This window comes from Sphingomonas sp. SP6 (genome assembly GCF_058313435.1).
This window is the reverse complement of the sequence record NZ_JBZFLG010000004.1, coordinates 377,979-399,455: the sequence shown is the minus strand read 5'-3', so window position 1 is coordinate 399,455 and position 21,477 is coordinate 377,979. Positions and strand designations below refer to the sequence as shown.

Here is a 21,477-nt window from a genome sequence, read left to right as displayed (position 1 = left end):
CGGGAGGCGGAGCGCCGTGACTTAGAGGGCGACGAACACCCCTGCCACCAGCGCGATCGACGCCAGGGCCAGGAGGCCGTTGGTCGCGGTTTCGAGCATACGCATGACGTCAGTCCTTCTCTGCCGGCGGTATGTCCGGCTCGGACGCAAATGGATATCGTTACGTCATTGCGCAATAATCGTTCGCGACAATCATGGATGCACTTCGTGCAATCGTGAAGTCAACGGACTTTAGGCAGCGCCGCCAGCACCTCCGCGACGGCGCGGACGATCGCCGCCGGATCGTCGATCTCGATGTTGTGGCCGGTCTTCGGCACCACCCGGTGCACACCCCCCCGCGACAGCGCCGCGGTCTCCGCGTGGAGCCACAGCCCGGTCGCGAAATCCGCCGACTCCACCGGATCGGTCTCGTCATGCTCGCCGTGCGACAGCACCACCAGCGGCTTCGCTCCGAACGCACCCGGGCGGAACAGCGCGGCATAGACCGGGTCGTTGTCGGGCACCGCGTACACGCTGTTGAGGATCTCCGACGCCTGCGCCGTCTGATATCGCCGCGTCACCTGGACCCGCGCACGCTCGGCGGCGATCTCCGGACCCAGCTTCGGGCGAACCGGATCGGAACAGCGACGGTAGATCGGCGCAGCGGCGTCCAGGTCGCCGCCCTCGGCCGCCGCCCGACAAGCCCGGTAACGATCGAGCAGCCACGCGAGCCCATCGGTCCCCGCCAACTCCACCTTGGCGGCGATGACCGGGCCATACTGCCGCCGCGCGCGGAGCCGGATCCGCTCGCCCGAGCGATCCTCGGCCGGATCGACCAGCACCAGCCCGGCGACGTCCTCGGGATAGAGCGCCGCATAGAGCTTGACGTTGAACCCGCCCAGCGAATGGCCGACGAGCACCAGCGGCGAGGGGAGCCCCGCCGCGCGGATCAGCGCGTGGAGGTCCTCGACGATCGCATAAGGCGAGCGCGGCCCCAGCGCCGCGTCGCTATAGCCCAGACCGGCGCGGTCGTAGGCGCAGGCGCGCGCCCGCTTCGCCACTGCGGGCTGGACCAGCGCCCAGATCACCGACCAGTCGCTGCCGCCGGCGTCGAACAGCACGGTCCGCCCGCCCTCCGGCCCCATGCAGACCAGGTTGAGCTTGCGCCCGTCGCCGATGTCCACCTGCCGTTGCGGATGGGTGTATGCGGCGGCGAGTTCGGGCGTCACCTGCGCCGCCGGCTCGGCGAGAGCGGTGGTGGCGGAGGTCGCGAGCAGAGCGGCGAGCAGCAGGCGAAGGGAGTTCATAGTCCAGGTGTAGCAAGCCGCTCGCCAGGCACAACGGATCGGCCTGGCCGGGTCTCCCGCATCGTCAGCAGCACCGGCAGCACGCCCAGCGCGACCACGGCGATCAGCGCGCCGGGCGCCAGCGGCGAGCCGGTCTCCTCGATCAGCCGGTGCGCCAGCCAGGGCGTCAGCCCGCCGAAGATCGCCGTCGCTCCGGTCGCCCCGAGCGCCAATCCGCTCAGCCGCCCCTCGCCCGGCAGCAGTTCGGCAGTCGTCACCGCGCCGACCGCGCTCACCCCACCGCCCAGCGCGGCAAGCGCCAATGCCCCCGTCAGGGCACGGCCCAGCCCGCCGCCGGCGCTCATCGCCCAGAACAGCGTCGCCGGCAGCAGCACCGCCGACGCGCACAAGCCGATCAGCACCGGTCGCCGTCCGATCCGGTCGGAGAGCAGCCCGATGAGCGGCGTCACCGCGATCACCACGACCGCCGCCGCGGTCGACAGCGTCAACGCCGCGCCCTCGCTCATCTTGCCTGCCCCGGTCAGGAAGGCAGGTACGTACGTGATCCCCACGTAATAGGTGACCGATCCGAGCGCCGAGATCGCGAACCCGCGCGCCACCGCCCCGCGGTGATCGCGCAGCATTCGCGCGATGGGGTTTTGGGGAATCACCCCTGCCCCCTGCTGCCGGATGAACTCTGGAGATTCGTCCATCATTCCGCGCGCGATCCACACGCTTCCCGCCAGCGCCGCCCCGATCAGGAACGGCACGCGCCAGCCCCAGTCCGCCAGCGCCGCGGCGCTCATCAGCCCCACCGTCGCCGCCGCCACCCCGACCGCGAGCAACCCGCCGACCTCGCTCGCCGCCGAGGCGGAGGAGGTGATCAGCCCGCGCCGGTGGACCGGCGCGCCCTCGAGAAGGTACGCGACCACTCCGGTATACTCGCCGCCGACCGAAAACCCCATCACGCACCGGAGCGCGATCAGCAGCCAGCCCGCCGCAGGGCCGATCGCCGCCGCGGTCGGTAGCAGCGCGGTTGCGAGCATTGCCGCGGTCATCAGCGCCATCGAGGCAAGCATCATTCGCCGCCGCCCGTAACGATCCCCGACATGCCCGAATACCGCCGCGCCGAGCGGACGCATCAGATACGCGACCGCGAACCCGCCGAGCGCCACCGCCATCCCGCCGTCGCCGCCGCCGAAGAACACCCGCGACAGCACCGTCGCGAAGTAGAGGTAGAGGGTGAAATCGTACCATTCGACCGCCGTCGACAGCGCCGCGACGGTCATCGAACGGCGCGACATCGGCGCGGGCTGGTCGGTGGACATCGGGCGGGCGTAGCGGCGATCCGCAGCGCGACAAAGCCTCAGCCCGTCGACCCGACCTCCACCGTCTCGCTGATCGGCCTTTTCGGCTGGGGCGAGAGCGTGCGCACCAGCGTTTCGAACGTCCCTGCACCGATCCGGATCTCGTTGAACGCCGGGGGCGAGCTCCGCACCCGCTTGGACAGGGTCCCCGCCCCGATCAGCCGCACCGTCCAGTCGCCGCGCCGGAACGGCACGTCGAACGGATCGTGGACGTGGCCGGACAGCACCGCATGCGCACCGGCGTCGGCGAGCGCTTCGAGTGCACGTCGACCACCGCGAGTGTCGGCAGTGCCGCGGGTGCCCCCTTCGACCAGCGGGTGGTGCGCCGCAACGAAGATCAGATCGCCCTTCGGGGCGGCGGCGACCAGCGCCAGCGCCTTTTGCAGCGCATGGTCGCTGACATAGCCCTTCGACCAGTTGAGCCGCCACTGAGCGCGCGCCGTGGTCTTGAGCGGGACCACCGTGATCCCTTCCAGGCTCAGCGGTCGCTCGATCAGCTTCTCGGCGGCGGCGTAGCGGCTGTACGGGTCGAAGAGGCGGCGGAGAGGGTCGGAGTAATAGGGCAGATCGTGATTGCCGACCTCCACCGTCACCGGCACGCCCAGGCCGCGCAGCCACTTGCCGCCCGCGTCGAACTCACCGCGGAGCGCCCGCATCGTGAGGTCGCCGGTCATCACCACCGCCTCGGGCTTCTCGTCCGCCACGCAGCGCTCGAACCAGGCGAGCGCGGCCGGGTCCTCGGCCCCGAAATGAACGTCGCTGACATGGAAGATCTTCATGGGTCTCCAACGCGCAAGCCGGCGATCGGCTCAACCGCCTTGCCGTCCCCGCCGCGCCGCTTCAAGACGGGTCACCTCATGGGAGACGAACGATGCGGCGGCTGATCGGCGGATTGATGGTGGCGGCGCTGACCGCGGCGGCCCCGAGCGCGCCCGTGTCGCGCGAACTGACGGCGGCCGTATCGGCGAAGACCCGTGCCCCCGCGAACGTCGCGCGCGATCGATACCGCCACCCGGCGGCGACGCTCGCCTTCTTCGGGGTCAAGCCGACCGACACCGTCGTCGAGCTGATCCCCGGCGGCGGCTGGTACACCGAAGTGCTCGCTCCCTATTTGGCGGCGCGCGGGACCTATTGGGTCGCCGGCGGCTGGGACAAGGGGCTGAACGGCGTCCGAGCGATCCAGGCCAAGGACCGGGCGACCTACGCCAAGGTCCGGCTCGCCGCCTTCCCCGCGACGGCGGGCGCGCCCACCGTGCCGGCCGGAAGCGCCGATGTGGTGCTCACCTTCCGTAACGTGCACAACCTGCGCTTCTCGGGTGTCGACAAGACCCAAGCCGCATTCGCCGAGATGTTCCGGATGCTCAAGCCCGGCGGGACGCTGGGGATCGAGGAGCACCGCCTGCCCGAGGCGCGCGATGCGAAGGCCGAGGAGACGAGCGGCTATATGAAGGAAAGCTCGGTGATCGCCTTTGCCGAGCGTGCCGGGTTCAAGCTGGTCGCGCGGTCGCAGATCAACGCCAACCCGAAGGACACCGCCGATTGGGCCAAGGGCGTCTGGACGCTGCCCCCGACCTACACGCTCGGCACCGTCGACCGGGCGAAATACGCCGCGATCGGGGAGAGCGACCGGATGACGCTGAAGTTCGTCAAGCCGAAGTAAGCGCGGGCGCTCACCCCAGCTTGTCGACCTTGTCCTTCAGCCGGGTCAACTCGGCCTTGAGCGCGGCGATCTCGTCGTCCTTGCTCGCCGGCTCGGCGTCCGCCGCTGCGCCGACCGGCTTGAAGGCGTTCGTCGCGGCTTCGAACATCGCCATGTTGCGCTTGGCGAGCTCCGCGAAGGGCGAGCCCGCGAACGCGCCTTCGACCGCGGTCTTGAACTGGCTGTGGTTGCGGCGGAAACTGTCCATCGACGCATCGAGATAGCCCGGCACCATCGCCTGCATCGAATCGCCATACATCGCGATCAGCTGCCGAAGGAAGTTGACAGGCAGCATCTGCTGCGCTCCCTTCCCCTCCTCCTCCATGATGATCTGGGTGAGCACGGTATGGGTGATGTCCTCGTCCGTCTTCGCGTCGACGACCTTGAAGTCGCGGCCCTCGCGCGTCATCGCGGCAAGGTGGTCGAGGGTGATGTAGGATGAGCTCTCGGTGTTGTAGAGCCGGCGGTTCGCGTACTTCTTGATGACGACGATCGCCCCCGCCGCATGCTGCTTCTTCATCGAGCGCCCCCTCCGTGGTGTTTGATCGCGATGGTATCGCAAGCGTTTCCGCGCCGCAACATGGCCCGCGCCCCCTACCCTTGTTCCTCGACATGCTGCGCAGCGAGACCGCAGCATCGTCGGATCGGGCGGCCGCCGTGCTCGAGGGTTTGCGCCGATATCAGGATGCTCCCCGAACACTGTCGTTCCTTCGGGCACCGGCGCGATCCCGCAAGGGTGCGGCGAGGATGCGCGACTATGGCGGGCACGGACGCCCCGTCGTGTTCATCCCCTCGCTCATCAACCCGCCGTCGGTGCTCGACATCTCGCCGGGCCGCTCGCTCCTGCGCTGGATCGCGGCGCAGGGCTTCCGCACCTGGCTGGTCGACTGGGGCTCCCCCGCGGCGTCGGACGCCCGACTGGACGTCGCCGGGCACGTCACCGATCGCCTGCTGCCGTTGCTGACCAGGCTCGACGAGCCGCCGGTGCTGGTCGGCTATTGCCTGGGGGGAACGATGGCGCTCGCCGCCGCGGCGAGGGCCGCGGTCGCCGGCGTCGCCACGATCGCGGCCCCTTGGCGGTTCGGCGGCTACGGCGAGGCGGCGCGCGCCGACATGCTGGCGCTCTGGAACTCCGCCAAGCCGGCGTGCGAGGCGCTCGGGCTCGTGCCGATGGAGGTATTGCAGGCGGGTTTCTGGAAGCTCGACCCCGCGCGCACGATCGCCAAGTACGAACGGTTCGCGCGGCTTGATCCCTACAGCGACGCCGCCCGCGCGTTCGTCGCCCTCGAAGATTGGGCGAACGGCGGCGCGCCGCTGACCTACGCCGCGGGCGCGGAGCTGTTCGAGGGACTGATCGCCGACGACCTGCCCGGCCGCGGCCTGTGGAACGTCGGCGGCGTGACGGTCGACCCGACAGCACTCGGCTGCCCCGCGGTCGAGTTCGTCTCGCGCACCGACCGGATCGTTCCCGCCGCGAGCGCGGTCGGCCTGCCCGACCGGCGCGACCTCGACGCGGGCCATGTCGGCATGGTCGTCGGCAGCCGCGCGCACGCGCAACTGTGGGAGCCGCTGGCGGCGTGGCTGGCAGGCGTGCCGTGAGGCGGCGCTGGCCGGTCGCACTCGCGCTCGCCGTGCTGGGCTGCGGCGAGGCGCAGCCGTCCGACGAGGTGCTCACCGTCGTCCCTGCCGCCGTGCCCCTTGCCGTCGCGTCCCCGGTCATGTCCACGCCGCAGCGCGGCAAGACGGGCCACCCCGATCTTCCACCCGACGCCCACCGTGCCCTGCCGGCGGTGCTACGCGGCGTCACCACCGACTCCGCCTGGCAGGTCCCCGACCTTACCGACGCCGTCGCCGCCCACGCCGTCGCGCCCACCGTCCGCATCGTCCTTGATCCCCAGCCCAAGCCGGAGGACTATCGCCCGGCGATCGAGGCGCTGCGCCCTCACGCCTACCTCATGGCGCTGCTGCTCGACTCGACCGCGATGAAGCGCCTGACCCCCGACCAGATCGCCGCCCGCGCCGACGCCTATCTCCGCCTCTACGCCGACCAGATCGACCTGTGGGAGATCGGCAACGAACTCAACGGCGCCTGGGTCGGCAAATCTCCGGAGGAGATCGACGCCAAGGTCCAGGCCGCGTTCGACATGGTCCACGGGCGCTACGCGGGACACACGGCCATCACCCTCAATTATTGGTCCGGCCCCAATTGCTACGCCAAACCCTGGGAGGACACGCTCACCTTCGCGCGCCAGCTGCCGGAGGCGGTCCGGGACGGCACGGACTACCTCATGCTCAGCATCTACGAGACCGCGTGCACGCCCGCGCAGCACCCGAGCGCGGCCGAGATCGGCGACATGCTGACAAGTCTGGGCGCGCTGTTCCCCAACGCGAAGCTCGGCATCGGCGAGACCGGCGCGCAAGGGACCGAGGACGGATTGCCACGCGACCCGACGCTCAGGAAGAAGCAGGCGATCGCGAGCTATTACTACCGCATGGACGCCGAGCTCCGGGCGCGCCTCGGCGCACGCTATGTCGGCGGCTATTTCTGGTGGTATTATGCCGAGGACGCGGTGCCGCGTCGCAAGCCGAAGTCGCTGTGGCCGACGCTCGACCGGCTGCTCGCCGCGCTCGGCTAGACCCGCTCGCCCAGCAACTCCGCCGCGTCGAGCCCCAGCAGCCGGATGTGATCCCGGATCCTGGGCCAGTGCTGGGTTACGAAGGTTTCGCGTTCGGCGATCCGCAGCCGCTCGGCTGCGCCGGGCAGGACGAACATGCCGACCCCGCGACGGACCTCGACATAGCCCTCGTCCTGGAACGATTGGTATGCCTTGGCGACGGTCAGCGGATTGGCGCCATGCTCGGCCGCGAGCGCGCGGACGCTGGGAAGCTGATCTCCGGCACCATAGTCGCCGCGCAGCATCGCCGCGGCGATGGTCCCGCGCAGACGGATATAGACGGGGCTGTCGTCGCTGCTGAGCGCTGCCATGCTGTCTTAATACACTGACGGTGCGTCAGGTCGAGTCGGAATCGGCCCAATCTCCCGCGACCCGCGCTAGGTCCGGTCGCGGACGTTCGTCGAGCGCGCGCGACGGCGTGCCGATGAAGATGAAGCCGGCGATCCGCTCGGGCGCGGCGCCAAAGGCGTCGCGCACCGTGTCGCTGTACGCAGGCCATCCGGTCAGCCACCCGCCGGCATAACCCATCGCGTGGACCGCGTGGAGCAGGTTCATGCACGCTGCCCCCGCCGACAGCTCCTGCTCCCAGAGCGCGATCTTGCTGTCGAGCACGGGCGACGACAGCACCACGACCAGTGCCGGCGCCTGCCGTGCGTATTGGTCCATCGTCGCCACCTCCGCCGCCGACGCCTCCGGCCGCTCCGCACGGTAGGCGTGGCAGATCAGCCGCGACAGCCGATCGCGCTGGTCGGCGCGGACGGTGACGAACCGCCACGGCGCGAGCTTGCCGTGATCGGGCGTCCGTGCCGCAATCGCGACGGCGTGACGGAGCTCCTCGGCGGAAGGCCCCGGCGCGACGAGATCGCGCGGCTTGCCCGAGCGCCGGGTGGCGAGCAGCGAAAGCGGGGTCGAACGGTCGTTGAACATGGGGGCGGACGTAGCTTCACGCCCACCCATTTACACCCCCGCGCATCCCGCTAGTCTCACCCGCAACGAGATAATCAGGGAGCGTATCACCCATATGGTCGACACCCCGACCGCCGACACCCCGGCCGAGCCGGACATCAGCCACGTCAATCCCGCGGCAGAGGCCACCTGGTTCGGCCATCCGCGCCAGCTCGCGCGGCTGTTCACCACCGAGATGTGGGAGCGGTTCGGCTATTACGGGATGCGCGCGCTCCTGACGCTGTACCTGACGAAGCACTTCATCTTCGGCGATCGCCAGGCGACCGGGCTCTACGGCGGGTTCACCGCGCTCGTGTACCTCACCCCGCTGATCGGCGGCTATCTCGCCGACCAATATCTCGGCTCGAAGCGCGCGGTGAAGTTCGGCGCGCTGATGATGAGCGTCGGCTATTTCACGCTCTGCTTCGGCGGCCAGACCGCGCAGCCGTTCGCGACCATCGACGGTCAGCGTTACGAGGTTCAGGTCGTCGACCAGGGCGGGAGCGAAACCCGCTACGTCGTCGACGGCGCGCAGAAGCTGAAGATCAAGGGCAACGACGACAAGTCGGTCGATCTCCTCGCCGCCGACGGCAGCGTCGCGCGCCACGTCGAGCCCTCGGGCTTCGTCTCGGACGCGGAACGCTCGCCCTTCTTCGTCGCCGTCATGCTGCTCGCCTTGTGCCTCGTCTCGGTCGGCAACGGCTTCTTCAAGCCCAACATCTCGACGATGGTCGGCGAGCTGTACGCGCAGGGAGACCGACGACGCGATACCGGGTTCACGATCTTCTACATGGGAATCAACCTCGGCTCGCTCGGGTCGCAGATCCTGTGCCCGTTCCTCGCGGTCGCGGTCGGCTGGTGGGCCGGGTTCGGGCTCGCCGCGATCGGCATGCTCATCTCGTTTGCGCTGATCCAGTTCAACGGCGGCAAGCTCAACGGCTATGGCGAGCCCCCCGCGGATCAGCCCGCGGGCCGCGCGGCCGGCATCTTCGCGCTGGCGACGCTCGGCGTCCCGGCCTTCTACCTGCTGTTCGTCAACCTGATGAACGCGCCGGAGCCGGTGCCGGGATCGGGGATCGTCGGCTACATCGTCTCGCTGTCGCTGATGGGGAAGCTGCTGTTCGGCACCTTCCTGCTCGGCGTCCCCGCCATCCTGATCTGGTCGTTCGTCAGGGGCTCGCGCACCGAGTTCCAGATGATGCTCGCGGCGATGGTGCTGATCGTCTTCAACGTCGTCTTCTGGACCTTGTTCGAGCAGGCGGGATCGAGCCTCACCCTGTTCGCCGACCGCAATACCGAGCTGTCGGTGTTCGGCCTGTTCAGCATCTCCGCCGGGCAGACGCAGTTCTTCAACGCCGCCTTCATCGTCATCCTCGCGCCGATCATGGCGGCGATGTGGACGAAGCTGGCGGCGGCGGGGCGCGAACCGTCGATCCCGGTCAAGTTCGGGATCGCGCTGATCGGGGTCGGCGCGGGCTTCCTGTTTCTCGTCTGGGGCGGCACGTTCGCGGGCGCGGACTTCAAGGTCGGGCTGTGGTGGCTCGCCGGGCTCTATTTCATCCACTCCGCCGCCGAACTGTGCATCTCGCCCGTCGGGCTGTCCATGATCACCAAGCTCTCGATCGCGCGGATCGTCGGGCTGATGATGGGGGTGTGGTTCCTGTCGATCTCGGTCGCGCAGTACGTCGCAGGCGTCGTCGCGCAAGTGGCGAGCGTCGAGACGGTCGGCGGACAGGTCACCAACCTCAAGGTCAGCCTCGACACCTACAACGGCGTCTTCTGGACGATCGGGCTGGTGGCGGCGGGGATCGGGCTGGTGCTGCTGCTGATCTCGCCGGTCATCAGGAAGTGGATGCACGGGGTGCAGTGAAGCCGGCACGCGAGAGCGAAGCTGCGCGCGAGGCCGGCGAACTCGGCCGGCGGAGCGCAGCGGCGTTGGATGGCGCGACGCGGCTTCGCCGCGGCGACTGGGTTAGGGGAGAAGCCGATGAACACCGTCGTGATCGCCTGCATCGCCTTCGTCGGCACCCACTTTCTCCTGTCGCATCCGCTGCGACGGCCGATCGTCGGCGCGGTCGGCGAAGGCGGGTTTGCGGGCGTCTACTCGCTTGTCGCCTTCGCCACGCTCGGCTGGATCGCCTGGGCGTACCGGCACGCGCCGCCGGCGCCGCAGCTCTGGCCGGTACGCGACGGGCTATGGGCAGTCGGCACCGCGATCATGCTGGTGGCCAGCATCCTGCTGGTCGGTTCGCTGATCGGCAACCCCGCGCTTCCCGGCGCGCCCGGCGGTCACCGGCCTGTGCCCGAAGCGCGCGGCGTGTTCGCCGTGACCCGCCACCCGATGATGTGGGCGTTCGCCTTATGGGGTGTCGCGCACATCCTCGTCTATCCCGATCCGTCGAACATCACCGTCGCGGTCGCGATCATCGTCCTCGCGCTGGTCGGGGCGGCCTTGCAGGACCGCAAGAAGGAGGCGCTCCAGCCCGATTTCTGGCCGGCATGGGAGCGCCGCACCAGCTACGTCCCGTTCGCCGCCATCGCCGCCGGCCGCGCCAAGTTCGCCGGCTTCCGCCCGCACGACTGGGTGGGCGGCGTCGTCATCTGGCTCGCCGCGACCTGGGCGCACCTTCCGCTCGCCGGCTGGGCGGCGGGGGTGTGGCGGTGGGTGGGCTGAACGGCGCCGAAGCCGAGCGCGCAGGCGCCGCGCCCTACAGCCGCGTCATCGCCATCATCCGCTCGCCGTACCTCGGCCCCGCAGTCTTGCCCTTGGTCGCCTCATCGAGCCGCCGCAGGTCGTCGCCCGACAGCGCCACGTCCGCCGCCCCCATCGAATCCTCCAGCGTCACCCGGCGCTTGAAGCCGGGGATCGGCACGATGTCCTCCCCCTGCGCCAGCAGCCAGGCGAGCGCGATCCGCGCCGGGCTCGCGCCGTGCGCCGCCGCAATCTCCTTGACGACGTCGACCATCGCCATGTTCGCCGCGAAATTCTCCTCGGAGTAACGCGGATCGTTGCGGCGATAATCCCCCTCCGGCAGATCGTCGCGGCTCTTGATCTGCCCGGTCAGGAACCCGCGGCCGAGCGGCGAATACGGCACGAAGCCGATGCCGAGCTCGCGGCAGACCGGAAGGATCTCGTCCTCGACGTCGCGCTCCCACAGCGAATATTCGCTCTGCAGCGCCGCGATCGGGTAGACCGCCGCCGCACGCCGGATCGTCGCCGCGCCGGCCTCGGACAGCCCCAGGTGGCGGACCTTCCCCTCGGCCACCAGCTCCGCCATCGCGCCCACCGTGTCCTCGATCGGCACGTTCGGGTCGACGCGGTGCTGGTAGAACAGGTCGATCGTCTCGACGCCCAGCCGCTTGAGCGATCCCTCGCAGGCCCGCCGCACGTTCCCCGGCGTCGAGTCCACGCCGACGACCCCCTTCTCGCCGAAGCGGAAGCCGAACTTGGTCGCGATCACCACGCCGTCGCGCTTGCCCCGCACCGCGCGGCCCAGCAGCTCCTCGTTGACCAACGGGCCATAGACCTCGGCGGTGTCGAAGAAGGTCACCCCCAGCTCGATCGCGCGGTGGATCGTGGCGATGCTCTCGTCCGCGTCGGCCGCGCCGTACATGCCCGCCGACACGCCCGCCATCGGCATGCAGCCGACGCCGAGCGCCGAAACCTCGAACTCCGGTCCGAGCGTGCGATATTTCATGGTCATCCCTCCGTCTGGTCGCCGCCCCAACGCGCGAGCGTCGCCGTGGTGGCCAAGTCCCACATCACGTTGCCGAGCGTGCGGACGATATCGGGCAAGGTCTCGACCGCGACGAGCAGCCCCAGCGGCGCAACCGGCGCGCCCAGCGTCGCGCACACCGGCGAGATCGCGCCGACGTAGCTGACGGAGCCCGGCAACGACACCGAGCCGAGCGAGGTCAGCATCGCCACCAGCGCCCCCACCGCCAGCGTCGCGGGCGATAGCGCCACGCCGAACCAGGTCGCGACGTAGATCGCCACCGCGAAGTTCATCGCCGGCCCGGTCGCGCGCAGGATCGCGACCGCCAGCGGCAGCGTCACGCCCGCGGTCGCGACGGGTGCGCCCAGCGCCTGCGCCCCCTCGATCATCGCCGGCAGCGAGGCGAGTGACGACTGGGTCGAGATCGCCACCGCCTGCGTCGGCAGGCTAGCACGGACGTAGCGCGACAGGCTCACCCGCCCGCCGATCACCGCCACCGGATAGGCGAGCAGCGACACGACGACGCCGACCGCGGCCACGATCAGGATATAATGGATCAGCGCCTGGAACGCGCCGCCCCCAGCGGTCGCGCCGACGACCAGCGCCAGCGCGAACACGCCGACCGGGCCGACCCACAACACCCAGTCGATCACCACCAGCATCGCGTCGCGCACCGCGACGAATACGCGGACCAGCAGCTCGCGCGGCTCGGGCGCGATCCGCATGATGCCGAACGCGAAGATCAAGGCGAAGATGATCAGGCCCAGGAAATTGCCCTCGGCCGCCGCCTTCAGCACATTGGCGGGGATCACGTTCGCCAGGAACTCGCCGATCGGCGGCGTGGGGGGCGCCTGCTGGACGCCGGTCAGCGCCGCCTTGAGCGCGGCGGCGCTGGCGGCGGGTATCGGCGCGAGCGCCAGGAACAGCGGCGTCAGGATCGCGGCGAGCACCGCCGACGACGCCATCACCACCAGATACAGGCCCACCGCGCGCCCGGCGAGGCGCCCCGCCTGCGCCGCCTCCGCCGTCGCGGCGACGCCGGTGACGAGCAGCGAGAACACCAGCGGCACGATCGTCATCTGCAGCGCGTTGAGCCACGCCTGCCCCACCGGCCGCGCCACCGCCACCGCCGGGCCGACCGCGCCCGGCGCGAACTCTCCCAGCGCGATGCCGCCGACGAGGCCGATCACGAGTGCTGCAAGGATGCGGGTGGATTGGGACATACGGGCATTCCGGATGCACTTCCGTCACCTCGGACTTGTTCCGGGGTCCACGGTTGGGCAAGGGCGTCGGCCCAGGGGCTTGCCGGACGGTGGATGCCGGGACAAGCCCGGCATGACGAGGCTCGCTTGATGGCACGCAAGTATTTCGGCACCGACGGCATCCGCGGGCTCACCAATATCGCCCCGATGACGGCGGCGATGGCGATGCAGGTCGGGATGGCGGCGGGCCGCTATTTCCTGCGCGGCGATCACCGCCACCGCGTCGTGATCGGCAAGGACACGCGGCTCTCCGGCTACATGCTCGAGAATGCGATGGTCGCGGGCTTCACCGCGGTCGGGATGGACGTCGTCCTGCTCGGCCCGATGCCGACCCCGGCGGTGGCGATGCTCACCCAGTCGATGCGCGCCGACCTGGGCGTGATGATCTCGGCGAGCCACAACCCGTTCGCCGACAACGGCATCAAGCTGTTCGGTCCCGACGGCTACAAGCTCTCCGACGAGGCCGAGGCCTCGATCGAGGCGATGATCGACGGCGATATCCCGCTCGCTCCCGCCGCCGACATCGGCCGCGCCAAGCGAATCGACGACGCCAAGGGCCGCTACATCCATTTCGCCAAATCGACCTTCCCCCGCGATCTCCGGCTCGACGGGCTGCGGATCGTCGTCGATTGCGCCAACGGCGCCGCCTACCAGGTCGCGCCCTCCGCGCTGTGGGAACTCGGCGCGGACGTGGTGGCGATCGGCGTCTCGCCCAACGGCAAGAACATCAACGACAAGGTCGGCTCGACCGCGCCCGAAACGCTGTCGGAGACGGTGGTCGCCAGCGGCGCGGACCTCGGCATTGCGCTCGACGGCGACGCCGACCGGCTGATCGTCGTCGACGAGACCGGGACGGTCGTCGACGGCGACCAGTTGATGGCGACGATCGCCGAAGGCTGGCACCGCGAGGGCCGGCTCGAGGGCGGCGGGTTGGTCGCGACGGTGATGTCGAATCTCGGGCTCGAACGCCGGATGGCGAAGCTCGGGCTCGGGCTCGAGCGCACCAAGGTCGGCGACCGCTACGTCCTCGAACGGATGCGCTCGGGCAGGTTCAACGTCGGCGGAGAGCAGTCGGGGCACATCATCCTCTCCGATTATGCCACCACCGGCGACGGCCTCGTCGCGGCCTTGCAGATCCTTGCCGAACTCCGCCGCGCCGGCGCGCCCGCGAGCGAGGTGCTCCACCGCTTCGACCGCGTTCCCCAGCTGCTCCGCAACGTCCGCTTTGCCGGCGGCAAGCCGCTCGACGCGCCCCCGGTCCAGGCGCTGATCGCCCAGATCGAGACCGAACTCGCCGGCCGCGGGCGCCTCGTGATCCGCCCCTCCGGCACCGAGCCGGTGATCCGCGTCATGGCCGAAGGCGACGACGCCGGCGAGGTCGAACGCGCCGTCGGCCGCATCTGCGACGCGGTGCAGGCGGCGGCGTGACGTCTCCGTTCGTGTCGAGCGAAGTCGAGACACCGCCCCGTGTCTCGACTTCGCTCGACACGAACGGAAAAGCTTATGGACTGGCCATTGCGGTCTCGAGCCACTCCGGCACGATCGCGTCCCCCAACGCCTCGACCCGGCGATGCTCGACCATCAGCCCCAGCTCCGAATAGACCGCCCGCGTCCGATCGCCGGCCTCGCCGAGCGGCGCGACCACCAGCCTTCGATTGACCGTCGACCGATAGTTCATCCGCGCGGTATTCTCCTGCCCGATGTAGCAGCCCTTGATGAAGCTGACCCCGTTCAGCTCGCGCGCATTGCACTCCAGCCAGAGCGTCACCCCGTCGCCCAGCTCCGCCACGCCTTCCGTCACACCCAGCGACAGCCGATGCCCCAGCCAGCCCTCTGCCGGTGCGGTCGGCGGTGCGATCCATCGGCGGCCGAGCTCGGGAAGACGTGGGTCGGGCACGCCTTGCTCGCCCTGCGCCGACCAATGCACCGCCAGCCCGGGCTCGACCGCAATCGTGATCGCCCGCCGCAAGCGATACAGCGTCAGCCGCTTCGCCAGCGCCTCCGCCCGCTTCGCCTCGCAGTCGATCAGCACATCGTCGCCGTCGGCCCAGACGAGGAAGTCGAACAGCGCCTTCCCCTGCGCACTCAGCAGCGCCGCCCAGACCGGCAAAACCCCCGTAACGTCGTTGGTGACGAGTCCCTGGAGGAACCCGCGCACGTCCTCGCCGGACAATCGGATCAAGGCGCGGTCGGTGAGCGTGGTGGCATCGGTCATGGCCGCAAGCTAGGGACTTCCGTTCCTCTCCCCAACCCCGCAGGCCGCCCGTGACCGACCGCTTGACGATCCGCCGCCCCGACGACTGGCACGTCCACCTTCGCGACGGCGAGATGCTGCGGGCGGTCGCGGGCTTCACCGCGCGCCAGTTCGCCCGCGCCATCGTGATGCCCAACCTCACCCCGCCGGTCACCACGCCGGAGATGGCCGCCGCCTATCGCGAGCGCATCCTCGCCGCGCTCCCCGCCGACGCCGCCTTCACCCCGCTGATGACCTGTTACCTCACCGACGCCGCCGACCCCGACGCCATCGCGCGCGGTCACGCGGAGGGCGTCTTCACCGCGGCCAAGCTCTACCCCGCCAACGCCACCACCAACTCCGCCCACGGCGTCACCGACATCCGCGGGCTATGGCCGGTGTTCGAGCGGATGCAGGCGATCGGCATGGTCCTGTGCATCCACGGCGAGGTCACCGACCGCGACGTCGACATCTTCGACCGCGAGGCCGTCTTCATCGAACGCACGCTCACCCCGCTGCTCCGCGACTTCCCCTCACTCAAGGTCGTCCTCGAACACATCACCACCGCCGAGGCCGCCGCGTTCGTCAAGGCCGGTCCGGACACGCTCGGCGCGACCGTCACCCCGCAGCACCTCATCATCAACCGCAACGCGATCTTCGACGGCGGCCTGCGCCCCCACGCCTATTGCCTCCCCGTCGCCAAGCGCGAGGCGCACCGCGTCGCGGTGCGTGCGCTCGCGACCTCCGGCCACCCCCGCATCTTCCTCGGCACCGACAGCGCGCCCCACATCGTCGGCGCGAAGGAAGCGGGCTGCGGATGCGCCGGCATCTTCAATGCCCCCCACGCGCTCGAAAGCTACGCTCGCGTCTTCGACGAGGACGGCGCGCTCGACCGGTTCGAGGCGTTCGCGAGCGAGAATGGCGCACGCTTCTACGGCCTGGCGCTCAACACAGGGACGGTGACGCTGGAACGCGCCCAGGTACGGGTGCCGGACCGCTACGGCGAGGTCGTGCCGTTCCATGCCGGGGAGGTCATCGGGTGGCGGGTGATCTGAACCGCTCGTCACCCCGGCCTTGCACCCGGGTCCTGCTTTTCCTCTGAGCGATCGTAACGCCTCTGCCGGACCACCACAGCAAAGCTGCCCTTTGACCACCTGTAGCCCGCTGCGGCAAAGCCGCGTCGTCGGACGGGTTTGCTGGCAAAACCCGCCGGCACGGCGCGAGCCGACCTGCGCCTAAAACGGCACCCACTTCGACTTGTGCGTGAAGTTCATGTAGCCGACGTTGACGCCCGCGCGCCAGCCGACCCCCAGCCGCACCGGGATCAACACGATGTTGCCGCGCCGCAGATAGGTCGCGGCGAACCCGCCGACGAGGTACAGCCGGCCCTCGGCCGCCGGAAAGCGACGATAGAGGTCGGCGGTGTCGTAAAGGTTGTAGACCAGCACGAACACCTTGTTGGCGTCGCCGCCGACGTCGAAGCCCACCGACGGCCCGGTCCAATAGACCGGCTGCTGCCCCTCGACCTTGTGGGTCATCACCCCCGATCCGTAGCGCAGCCCGACGACGAACGCGCCCGACGCCTCGCGGCCCGCGATATAGGCATTCGGCTCGCCCTGGTCCTTCAGGATGCGCTCGATCATCCCACCGAACCCGGCCGCGCCCTTGCCGAACACGCCCTCGCCCGCCGAGATCAGGTCCTCGCGGTGATAGGTGTCGGCGGCCTGGGTCGTCGCTTCCGCCCGGGCCTCGCGGCGCGGCGCGTTGTACGGGTCCGTAGGCGGCGGCGTGCGATCGTCGGGATACGACCGCGTCTCTTCGGGGCTCTGATCGCCGGCATCGACCGGCTGCTCCTCCATGCGGGGGGCGGGCTGGCGCGGCTGGCCGCTCCGCAGATCGCTGTCGACCGGCTGGTTGGGATCGACCGTCCGCACCTGCGCGGGCGCGGCGGCCCCGGCGAGCAGCGCGGCGGCGGCCGCGATCGAGATGGCGAAACGCATGACAGTCCCCTACCCTTTGACCGACGCTAGGCGCCGTTCTGCCGCCTGCGCAATGAACCGGCGATGACCCGAGTCGTTTCCACGCCCGGCCGGTTGATCCCCCGCCGCGCGCCCGCTATAGCCCGCCGCCTAGCCGAGCCGGAGACGTGGGTGAGTGGCTGAAACCAACGCTTTGCTAAAGCGTCGTACGGGAAACCGTACCGAGGGTTCGAATCCCTCCGTCTCCGCCAATTGCAGCGGCTCCTTGTTGGCGAGGCCCCAAGGGATGAGCTCACTCCGGAAGGTCGCGTCCGGCCACGCCGATCGCCGCGATCCCTTCAGTTCCGAACGCCAACTCACCGAGCGATAGACCTCTAAGGAATGGCGCCTTGGCGGAGTGGCAGATCCTCGCGAACCGGGCTTCTGCCTTCCGTCCCGCGGGGGCATTGTAAGGAGACCAGTTCGCACTAGACCGCCACCACCCTCGCCGAGGTGAACTCCCTCTAACAGCGCGTCAATCGTCCGACCGGCTCTTGTCGGTACTTGCATCCTGGAAGAACTTCGCGCTCCGCGTGATCGTTTTCGTGGCCGCGTCCAGCCGCAATGAGGCTCGCCGCTCCGTAAGTTGCTCGGCGATGCGGACGAACTCTTGTCTGAGACCGAGCAGCACCGACTGGCCCTCGCTCGTGAGACCGCCGGCCGTCGGGCCGTCGTCGCTTTGCGGCTCGAGAAGCTTCTTGTCCCGAAGCTTCTTGAGCCCCCTTCGGACTCCCTGGGGCGTCATGCCCGCGCTTCTGGCGAATTGAGCCGGTGACTCGTTCGCGTCAGCATTGCGTGCGAGGTGACCCAACACCAGCCACTCCTCGAGCGTCATGCCGTTTGACTTGGCGAGCAATCCTTCCAGGGCCGCGGCTCCCGCGCCGATCGCTTCCAGATAGGCTTGGACCTGCTCGGCCGTATGGGGCTCGTACGTGCGGCCGCCTTCGGATGACGGATTCTCTGCTTCGTCCACGATAATCATCTCCTGATCGCAATTGGTCACCGAACGTATTGTGTCGCGCGAGAGAGCAGCTTTTCGTACAAGCCGATGAACGACTGCGCCTGTGGTTCTCGCAACAGTCTGCCGACCCAGTCGGCGGTCACCTCCCGCTTCAACGGTGTGACTTCGGTGGAAAGCAGCTTCGCCGGCGCACTCCGCGCCGGGAGCCCGATCCTGTCGAGAGCCGCGTCGACCGTGCTGAAGTCGCCTGCGGCGAAGTCTTCGTAGTAAATGCACGAGGTCGGCCGTGACGCGGCCTTGAGGTAACGCTCCAGCGCCTCGCATCCCCGGACAATGTTGCGCAGTGAGGAGAGCGCGACCGACGAGTCGTAATCGGATAAGGAAAGCCGCTGGCCTGCGACCTGCGTGCTATGAAATTGCCCGCTCAGTCGCGCCGTCGTGTTCGAAATCGCCTGTTTCACCACGTCTCGGCGAAGCAGGAACAGGAAGGACGTGCGAGCCAGATACCGGTCGAAGTGCCCGATATGCTCCGCCATGGTGAGACCCGGCACTCCGGCCTTCGCGACGAACCATCCCGCCTCCACGCTGCGGGACATCCGGAATGCCAGCGCCTGCTCGGCCGAAGCCAGCAGCTGCCGCTGCTGGACCGCCTTCAGCTGCGGCTCGTTGAACGCCTCGGCGATGGCGGACGCGGCTCGGGTCCGCTCGATATGCCGGCACAAGAAGGTGCTACCGGCGCGCGAGGTGAAGACGATGACGGCCTGCCCTTCCAGCGCCGGCCACGACACGTCGCCGCCATCGGGCGGGGCCAGTCTCGCAAATCCAAGGCTGGGTAACGTCGCCTTTCGGCCGCCGACCTCCTGGAAATCTGCTTGCGTCAACAGCGGCCCTTTGGTCCCTCGCCGGCGAGGGATGATGTGCCGTACGCCTCACGCAGGCGTCCGGCAAGGAGTCTGCCGCAGCCTGCCGCCACGACGGCGGAAGCGTCTTGCCTCCCTCCCCGATCGCATCGGCTCCGCTGGCGCCCGTGCGGGCCGGGACGCGGGAGCCGGACCTCGAACAGGCAAACGTGATCGTTCGGTGGCGTTGCAGGGTCGCTGGGCGTACACGCCACCGCGGACACATAACGTGCCGCGTTCCGGTGAGGGTGTGATGGCGTTTTCGATGGTTGATCTGCCTCGGCCAGAACCGCTGATCCGCGAAGCGCGGGAAGCTTTGAGGGTCGGCGACGCCGGATCGTTCGTAGAGCCGCTCACCACCGCGATCGCTCGCTGGCCTTCGGACGCGAGACTCTATGAAATGCTCGCGTCGGTCTTGAAGTCGCAGGATCGGTTCGAGGCCGCTGCGACCGTCCTGCTCGATGGATCCGCGAACTACGACCTTTCTGCCGCGCAGTTCCACCGCGCCTTCTCCTTCGCGAAGCGCGGCGACCGCGCCGATCTCATGCATCAGGCGTGTGAGCTCACGCTCTCGCGCTTCCCGGATGAAGCGTGGGCGATCGAGGCGCTGTTGCGGATGACCGAGCAGGCCGGGGACGAGCAAGCGGTGCTCGACCTGCTGACCTCGCTCACACCCGAGCAGCGCGGCCACCCCGCGATCGCGTTCAGCCATTATCGCGTGTCGAAAGGCGCGCAAAAGGCGGTGGCACGCCAGGAGGCCCTCAAGGCTTTCGCGGCAAGCGACCGACCCGACCTCTGGCTTGGCCGGTTGCTTCGCCTCGATCACGACAGCCGCGGCTCTCTCGAAGCCTTCAAGCGGGCCGTAGCCGCCCGGCCCGATGACGACGTAGCCGCCGCCGAACTCGCCAATACGGCGCTGACGCGAGGATGGGTGGGCGAATGCGCCGGCGCGCTCGTGCGCGCGGAGACACTCGGCAGCAGCGAGGCCCAGGCCGAGATCCGGGCCATCCGCCAGTTCTTCGCCGCGCTCGGCGGATCGCTCGAAGCGGCGGCCGCCGAGGTCGAACCGTTCCGTTCGGTGACAACCCCCGGCGCGGCGGTCGAGTGGCTCTGCGAACATTGTCACATCGACGCGCCCGAGCCGCGGCTCGGCGTGCTGATGGTCGGCGGCTCGCTGGCCGGCGGCGGTGCGGAGCGGATCGTGTCCACGCTGTTCTCGGCCATCCGCGCTCGCCGCGGCGACGATGCGGTGCGGCTCTGCCTGTTCGACATGGTCGACGGCGAGCCCTCCAGCTTCTATCTTCCGCAGACTGGGATTTCGGCGGCGGAGGTGCTGGTCGCGAGACCGTGCACCGTCGATCATCCGCAAATTGCCTGGCTGCCGCGGCCCTTGGCGCGCCGGACGCAAGCCTTGTACGATCACATCACCGCCCAGCGCCCGGCGGTCGTTCATGCCAGCCTCGACATGGCGAATATCTGTGCGGCTTACGCGGCGCTGCTGGCCGGCGTGCCCCGGATCGTGCTTCATGTGCATAACATGCGCCCCAGCGCGCTGTCGCTGTTCGAGGAATTCCACCCGGACTTCGACCGCTGCTACCGCGCCTTTCTCGCGCGACCCGAGGTGACCCTGATCGGTGTCGCGGAGCCGTCGGTCGCCGACTACCTCGATTGGGCTGAGGCAGCGCCGGGCGCGCGGACCCACGTCGTGCATAACGGCTTCGACTTCGCGGCGTTCGAGGGTCCGGCCGCGGCCGAGCAAGCATCGTCGCTACGCGCCTCCTTGGGACTCCAAGCGAGCGATCGCCTGGTCGGGACGGCGATCCGGTTCACGGAACTGAAGCGTCCTGGCTTGTGGGTGGACATGGCGGAAATCCTCGCCGCCGAGTTCCCCGACGTGCAATTCGTCATGTTCGGCGACGGGGAGCTTCACGCCGCGACCGAACTGCAGGTCGTGGAAAAAGGGTTGAGCCGGCGTGTGCATCTGCCCGGTCGCGTCACGAACCTCCACGAGCTGCTGGGAGCGATGGACGTGTTCGTCCTGTCGTCACGCACCGAGGGGTTGCCCAACGTCCTGATCGAGGCTCAGGCGGCCGGGGTGCCCGTCGCGACCTTCGACGTCGGCGGGGCTCGCGACACCTTCCTCGACGGGCAGACGGGCGTTCTCGTTCGCGAGCAGACGGCCGAGGCGCTGGCCGAGGCATTGCGCCCGCTCCTCGCCTCGCCGCAGCGACTGGCCAGCATGAAGGGCGCGGCGCGCATCTTCGTACGCGAGCGTTTCGCCGTCGCGCCGATGGTCGACAAGATCCTCCGCATCCTCGATGGCGAGGATCCCGGCTCGATCATGGACGCAGAGCCGCGACCGGTCCCGCCGTCCACCTGGCTTTCGGCGGTATCGCGTCGTCTTTGGCCGAGCTCAAGGAAGTAAGATGACGAGACC

20 protein-coding genes and 1 tRNA gene are annotated in these 21,477 nt (G+C 69.3%); 9 read left to right on the top strand and 12 right to left on the bottom strand.

The window, feature by feature from the left end; all coding sequences use genetic code 11:
• Positions 1 to 221: 221 nt before the first annotated feature.
• Genes AC4GYY_RS15380 through AC4GYY_RS15370 form a run of 3 tightly spaced genes read right to left on the bottom strand, consistent with a single transcriptional unit; the run spans position 222 to position 3,411 of the window.
• Positions 222 to 1,286 (bottom strand): alpha/beta fold hydrolase, encoded by a 1,065-nt coding sequence (locus AC4GYY_RS15380; RefSeq protein ID WP_491121778.1) that lies wholly within the window; start codon positions 1,284 to 1,286, stop codon positions 222 to 224.
• A complete protein-coding gene (locus tag AC4GYY_RS15375) occupies positions 1,283 to 2,593 on the bottom strand; it encodes an MFS transporter (RefSeq protein ID WP_491121776.1) in 1,311 nt (436 codons plus the stop codon). Before AC4GYY_RS15375 ends, AC4GYY_RS15380 begins: the two co-directional genes overlap by 4 nt.
• A gap of 38 nt (positions 2,594 to 2,631) precedes the next feature.
• Positions 2,632 to 3,411 carry a metallophosphoesterase family protein gene (locus AC4GYY_RS15370; protein ID WP_491121774.1) on the bottom strand — a complete coding sequence of 260 codons (780 nt, stop codon included), beginning with the start codon at positions 3,409 to 3,411 and terminating at the stop codon, positions 2,632 to 2,634.
• Positions 3,412 to 3,503: 92 nt separating this feature from the next.
• Here AC4GYY_RS15370 and AC4GYY_RS15365 point away from each other — a divergent pair, with 92 nt between their 5' ends.
• The gene (locus AC4GYY_RS15365) at positions 3,504 to 4,292 is read left to right on the top strand and encodes a class I SAM-dependent methyltransferase (RefSeq protein ID WP_491121772.1); all 789 of its coding nucleotides are present in this window, start codon (positions 3,504 to 3,506) and stop codon (positions 4,290 to 4,292) included.
• A gap of 10 nt (positions 4,293 to 4,302) precedes the next feature.
• Here the strand turns inward: AC4GYY_RS15365 and phaR are convergent, their stop codons facing one another.
• Positions 4,303 to 4,851, bottom strand: a complete 549-nt coding sequence (gene phaR / locus AC4GYY_RS15360) for a polyhydroxyalkanoate synthesis repressor PhaR (protein WP_491121771.1) — start codon at positions 4,849 to 4,851, stop codon at positions 4,303 to 4,305.
• A gap of 92 nt (positions 4,852 to 4,943) precedes the next feature.
• Between phaR and AC4GYY_RS15355 the strand changes: the two genes are divergently transcribed.
• Together AC4GYY_RS15355 and AC4GYY_RS15350 are read left to right on the top strand one after the other, a co-directional pair.
• Positions 4,944 to 5,930 (top strand): alpha/beta hydrolase, encoded by a 987-nt coding sequence (locus AC4GYY_RS15355; protein ID WP_491121770.1) that lies wholly within the window; start codon positions 4,944 to 4,946, stop codon positions 5,928 to 5,930.
• A complete protein-coding gene (locus AC4GYY_RS15350; RefSeq protein ID WP_491121768.1) occupies positions 5,927 to 6,967 on the top strand; it encodes a hypothetical protein in 1,041 nt (346 codons plus the stop codon). Before AC4GYY_RS15355 ends, AC4GYY_RS15350 begins: the two co-directional genes overlap by 4 nt.
• Here the strand turns inward: AC4GYY_RS15350 and AC4GYY_RS15345 are convergent.
• Together AC4GYY_RS15345 and AC4GYY_RS15340 are read right to left on the bottom strand one after the other, a co-directional pair.
• A complete protein-coding gene (locus AC4GYY_RS15345) occupies positions 6,964 to 7,317 on the bottom strand; it encodes a GntR family transcriptional regulator (RefSeq protein WP_491121766.1) in 354 nt (117 codons plus the stop codon). The two genes, AC4GYY_RS15350 and AC4GYY_RS15345, sit on opposite strands and share 4 nt — an antisense overlap.
• A gap of 25 nt (positions 7,318 to 7,342) precedes the next feature.
• Positions 7,343 to 7,933, bottom strand: a complete 591-nt coding sequence (locus tag AC4GYY_RS15340; RefSeq protein ID WP_491121764.1) for a nitroreductase family protein — start codon at positions 7,931 to 7,933, stop codon at positions 7,343 to 7,345.
• Between the two features lie 94 nt (positions 7,934 to 8,027).
• On the opposite strand from AC4GYY_RS15340, the gene AC4GYY_RS15335 reads away from it, so the two are divergent.
• Together AC4GYY_RS15335 and AC4GYY_RS15330 are read left to right on the top strand one after the other, a co-directional pair.
• Entirely contained in the window at positions 8,028 to 9,821 is a 1,794-nt protein-coding gene (locus AC4GYY_RS15335) for a peptide MFS transporter (RefSeq protein ID WP_491121762.1), read from the top strand.
• A 117-nt stretch (positions 9,822 to 9,938) separates the two neighbouring features.
• Complete coding sequence (locus AC4GYY_RS15330) at positions 9,939 to 10,625, top strand: NnrU family protein (RefSeq protein WP_491121760.1); 687 nt, start codon at positions 9,939 to 9,941, stop codon at positions 10,623 to 10,625.
• 34 nt (positions 10,626 to 10,659) lie between these two features.
• Here AC4GYY_RS15330 and AC4GYY_RS15325 read toward each other — a convergent pair whose 3' ends face one another.
• Both AC4GYY_RS15325 and AC4GYY_RS15320 read right to left on the bottom strand, forming a co-directional pair.
• Positions 10,660 to 11,649: an aldo/keto reductase gene (locus tag AC4GYY_RS15325; protein ID WP_491121758.1), complete on the bottom strand. Its 990-nt coding sequence runs from the start codon at positions 11,647 to 11,649 to the stop codon at positions 10,660 to 10,662.
• Between the two features lie 2 nt (positions 11,650 to 11,651).
• The gene (locus AC4GYY_RS15320; RefSeq protein WP_491121756.1) at positions 11,652 to 12,890 is read right to left on the bottom strand and encodes a dicarboxylate/amino acid:cation symporter; all 1,239 of its coding nucleotides are present in this window, start codon (positions 12,888 to 12,890) and stop codon (positions 11,652 to 11,654) included.
• Between the two features lie 129 nt (positions 12,891 to 13,019).
• Between AC4GYY_RS15320 and glmM the strand changes: the two genes are divergently transcribed.
• On the top strand, positions 13,020 to 14,357 hold the full coding sequence (glmM, locus tag AC4GYY_RS15315) for a phosphoglucosamine mutase (protein WP_491121755.1): 1,338 nt from the start codon (positions 13,020 to 13,022) through the stop codon (positions 14,355 to 14,357).
• Positions 14,358 to 14,430: 73 nt separating this feature from the next.
• On the opposite strand, the gene ygfZ is transcribed toward glmM, so the two are convergent.
• Positions 14,431 to 15,144: a CAF17-like 4Fe-4S cluster assembly/insertion protein YgfZ gene (gene ygfZ / locus AC4GYY_RS15310; protein ID WP_491121752.1), complete on the bottom strand. Its 714-nt coding sequence runs from the start codon at positions 15,142 to 15,144 to the stop codon at positions 14,431 to 14,433.
• 50 nt (positions 15,145 to 15,194) lie between these two features.
• Here ygfZ and pyrC point away from each other — a divergent pair, with 50 nt between their 5' ends.
• Positions 15,195 to 16,217 carry a dihydroorotase gene (gene pyrC, locus AC4GYY_RS15305; protein ID WP_491121750.1) on the top strand — a complete coding sequence of 341 codons (1,023 nt, stop codon included), beginning with the start codon at positions 15,195 to 15,197 and terminating at the stop codon, positions 16,215 to 16,217.
• A 180-nt stretch (positions 16,218 to 16,397) separates the two neighbouring features.
• Here pyrC and AC4GYY_RS15300 read toward each other — a convergent pair whose 3' ends face one another.
• A complete protein-coding gene (locus AC4GYY_RS15300) occupies positions 16,398 to 17,162 on the bottom strand; it encodes a DUF1134 domain-containing protein (protein WP_491121749.1) in 765 nt (254 codons plus the stop codon).
• A gap of 140 nt (positions 17,163 to 17,302) precedes the next feature.
• Here AC4GYY_RS15300 and AC4GYY_RS15295 point away from each other — a divergent pair.
• Positions 17,303 to 17,392: transfer RNA gene (locus AC4GYY_RS15295), tRNA-Ser, on the top strand.
• A gap of 263 nt (positions 17,393 to 17,655) precedes the next feature.
• Here the strand turns inward: AC4GYY_RS15295 and AC4GYY_RS15290 are convergent.
• Positions 17,656 to 18,183, bottom strand: a complete 528-nt coding sequence (locus tag AC4GYY_RS15290; RefSeq protein ID WP_491121747.1) for a MarR family transcriptional regulator — start codon at positions 18,181 to 18,183, stop codon at positions 17,656 to 17,658.
• The gene (locus tag AC4GYY_RS15285; RefSeq protein ID WP_491121746.1) at positions 18,180 to 19,022 is read right to left on the bottom strand and encodes a Stf0 family sulfotransferase; all 843 of its coding nucleotides are present in this window, start codon (positions 19,020 to 19,022) and stop codon (positions 18,180 to 18,182) included. The genes AC4GYY_RS15290 and AC4GYY_RS15285 overlap by 4 nt, the downstream gene beginning before the upstream one ends.
• A 271-nt stretch (positions 19,023 to 19,293) precedes the next feature.
• Here AC4GYY_RS15285 and AC4GYY_RS15280 point away from each other — a divergent pair, with 271 nt between their 5' ends.
• Positions 19,294 to 21,465, top strand: coding sequence for a glycosyltransferase (locus AC4GYY_RS15280; protein WP_491121744.1), 2,172 nt, complete (start codon positions 19,294 to 19,296; stop codon positions 21,463 to 21,465).
• Positions 21,466 to 21,477: the final 12 nt, after the last annotated feature.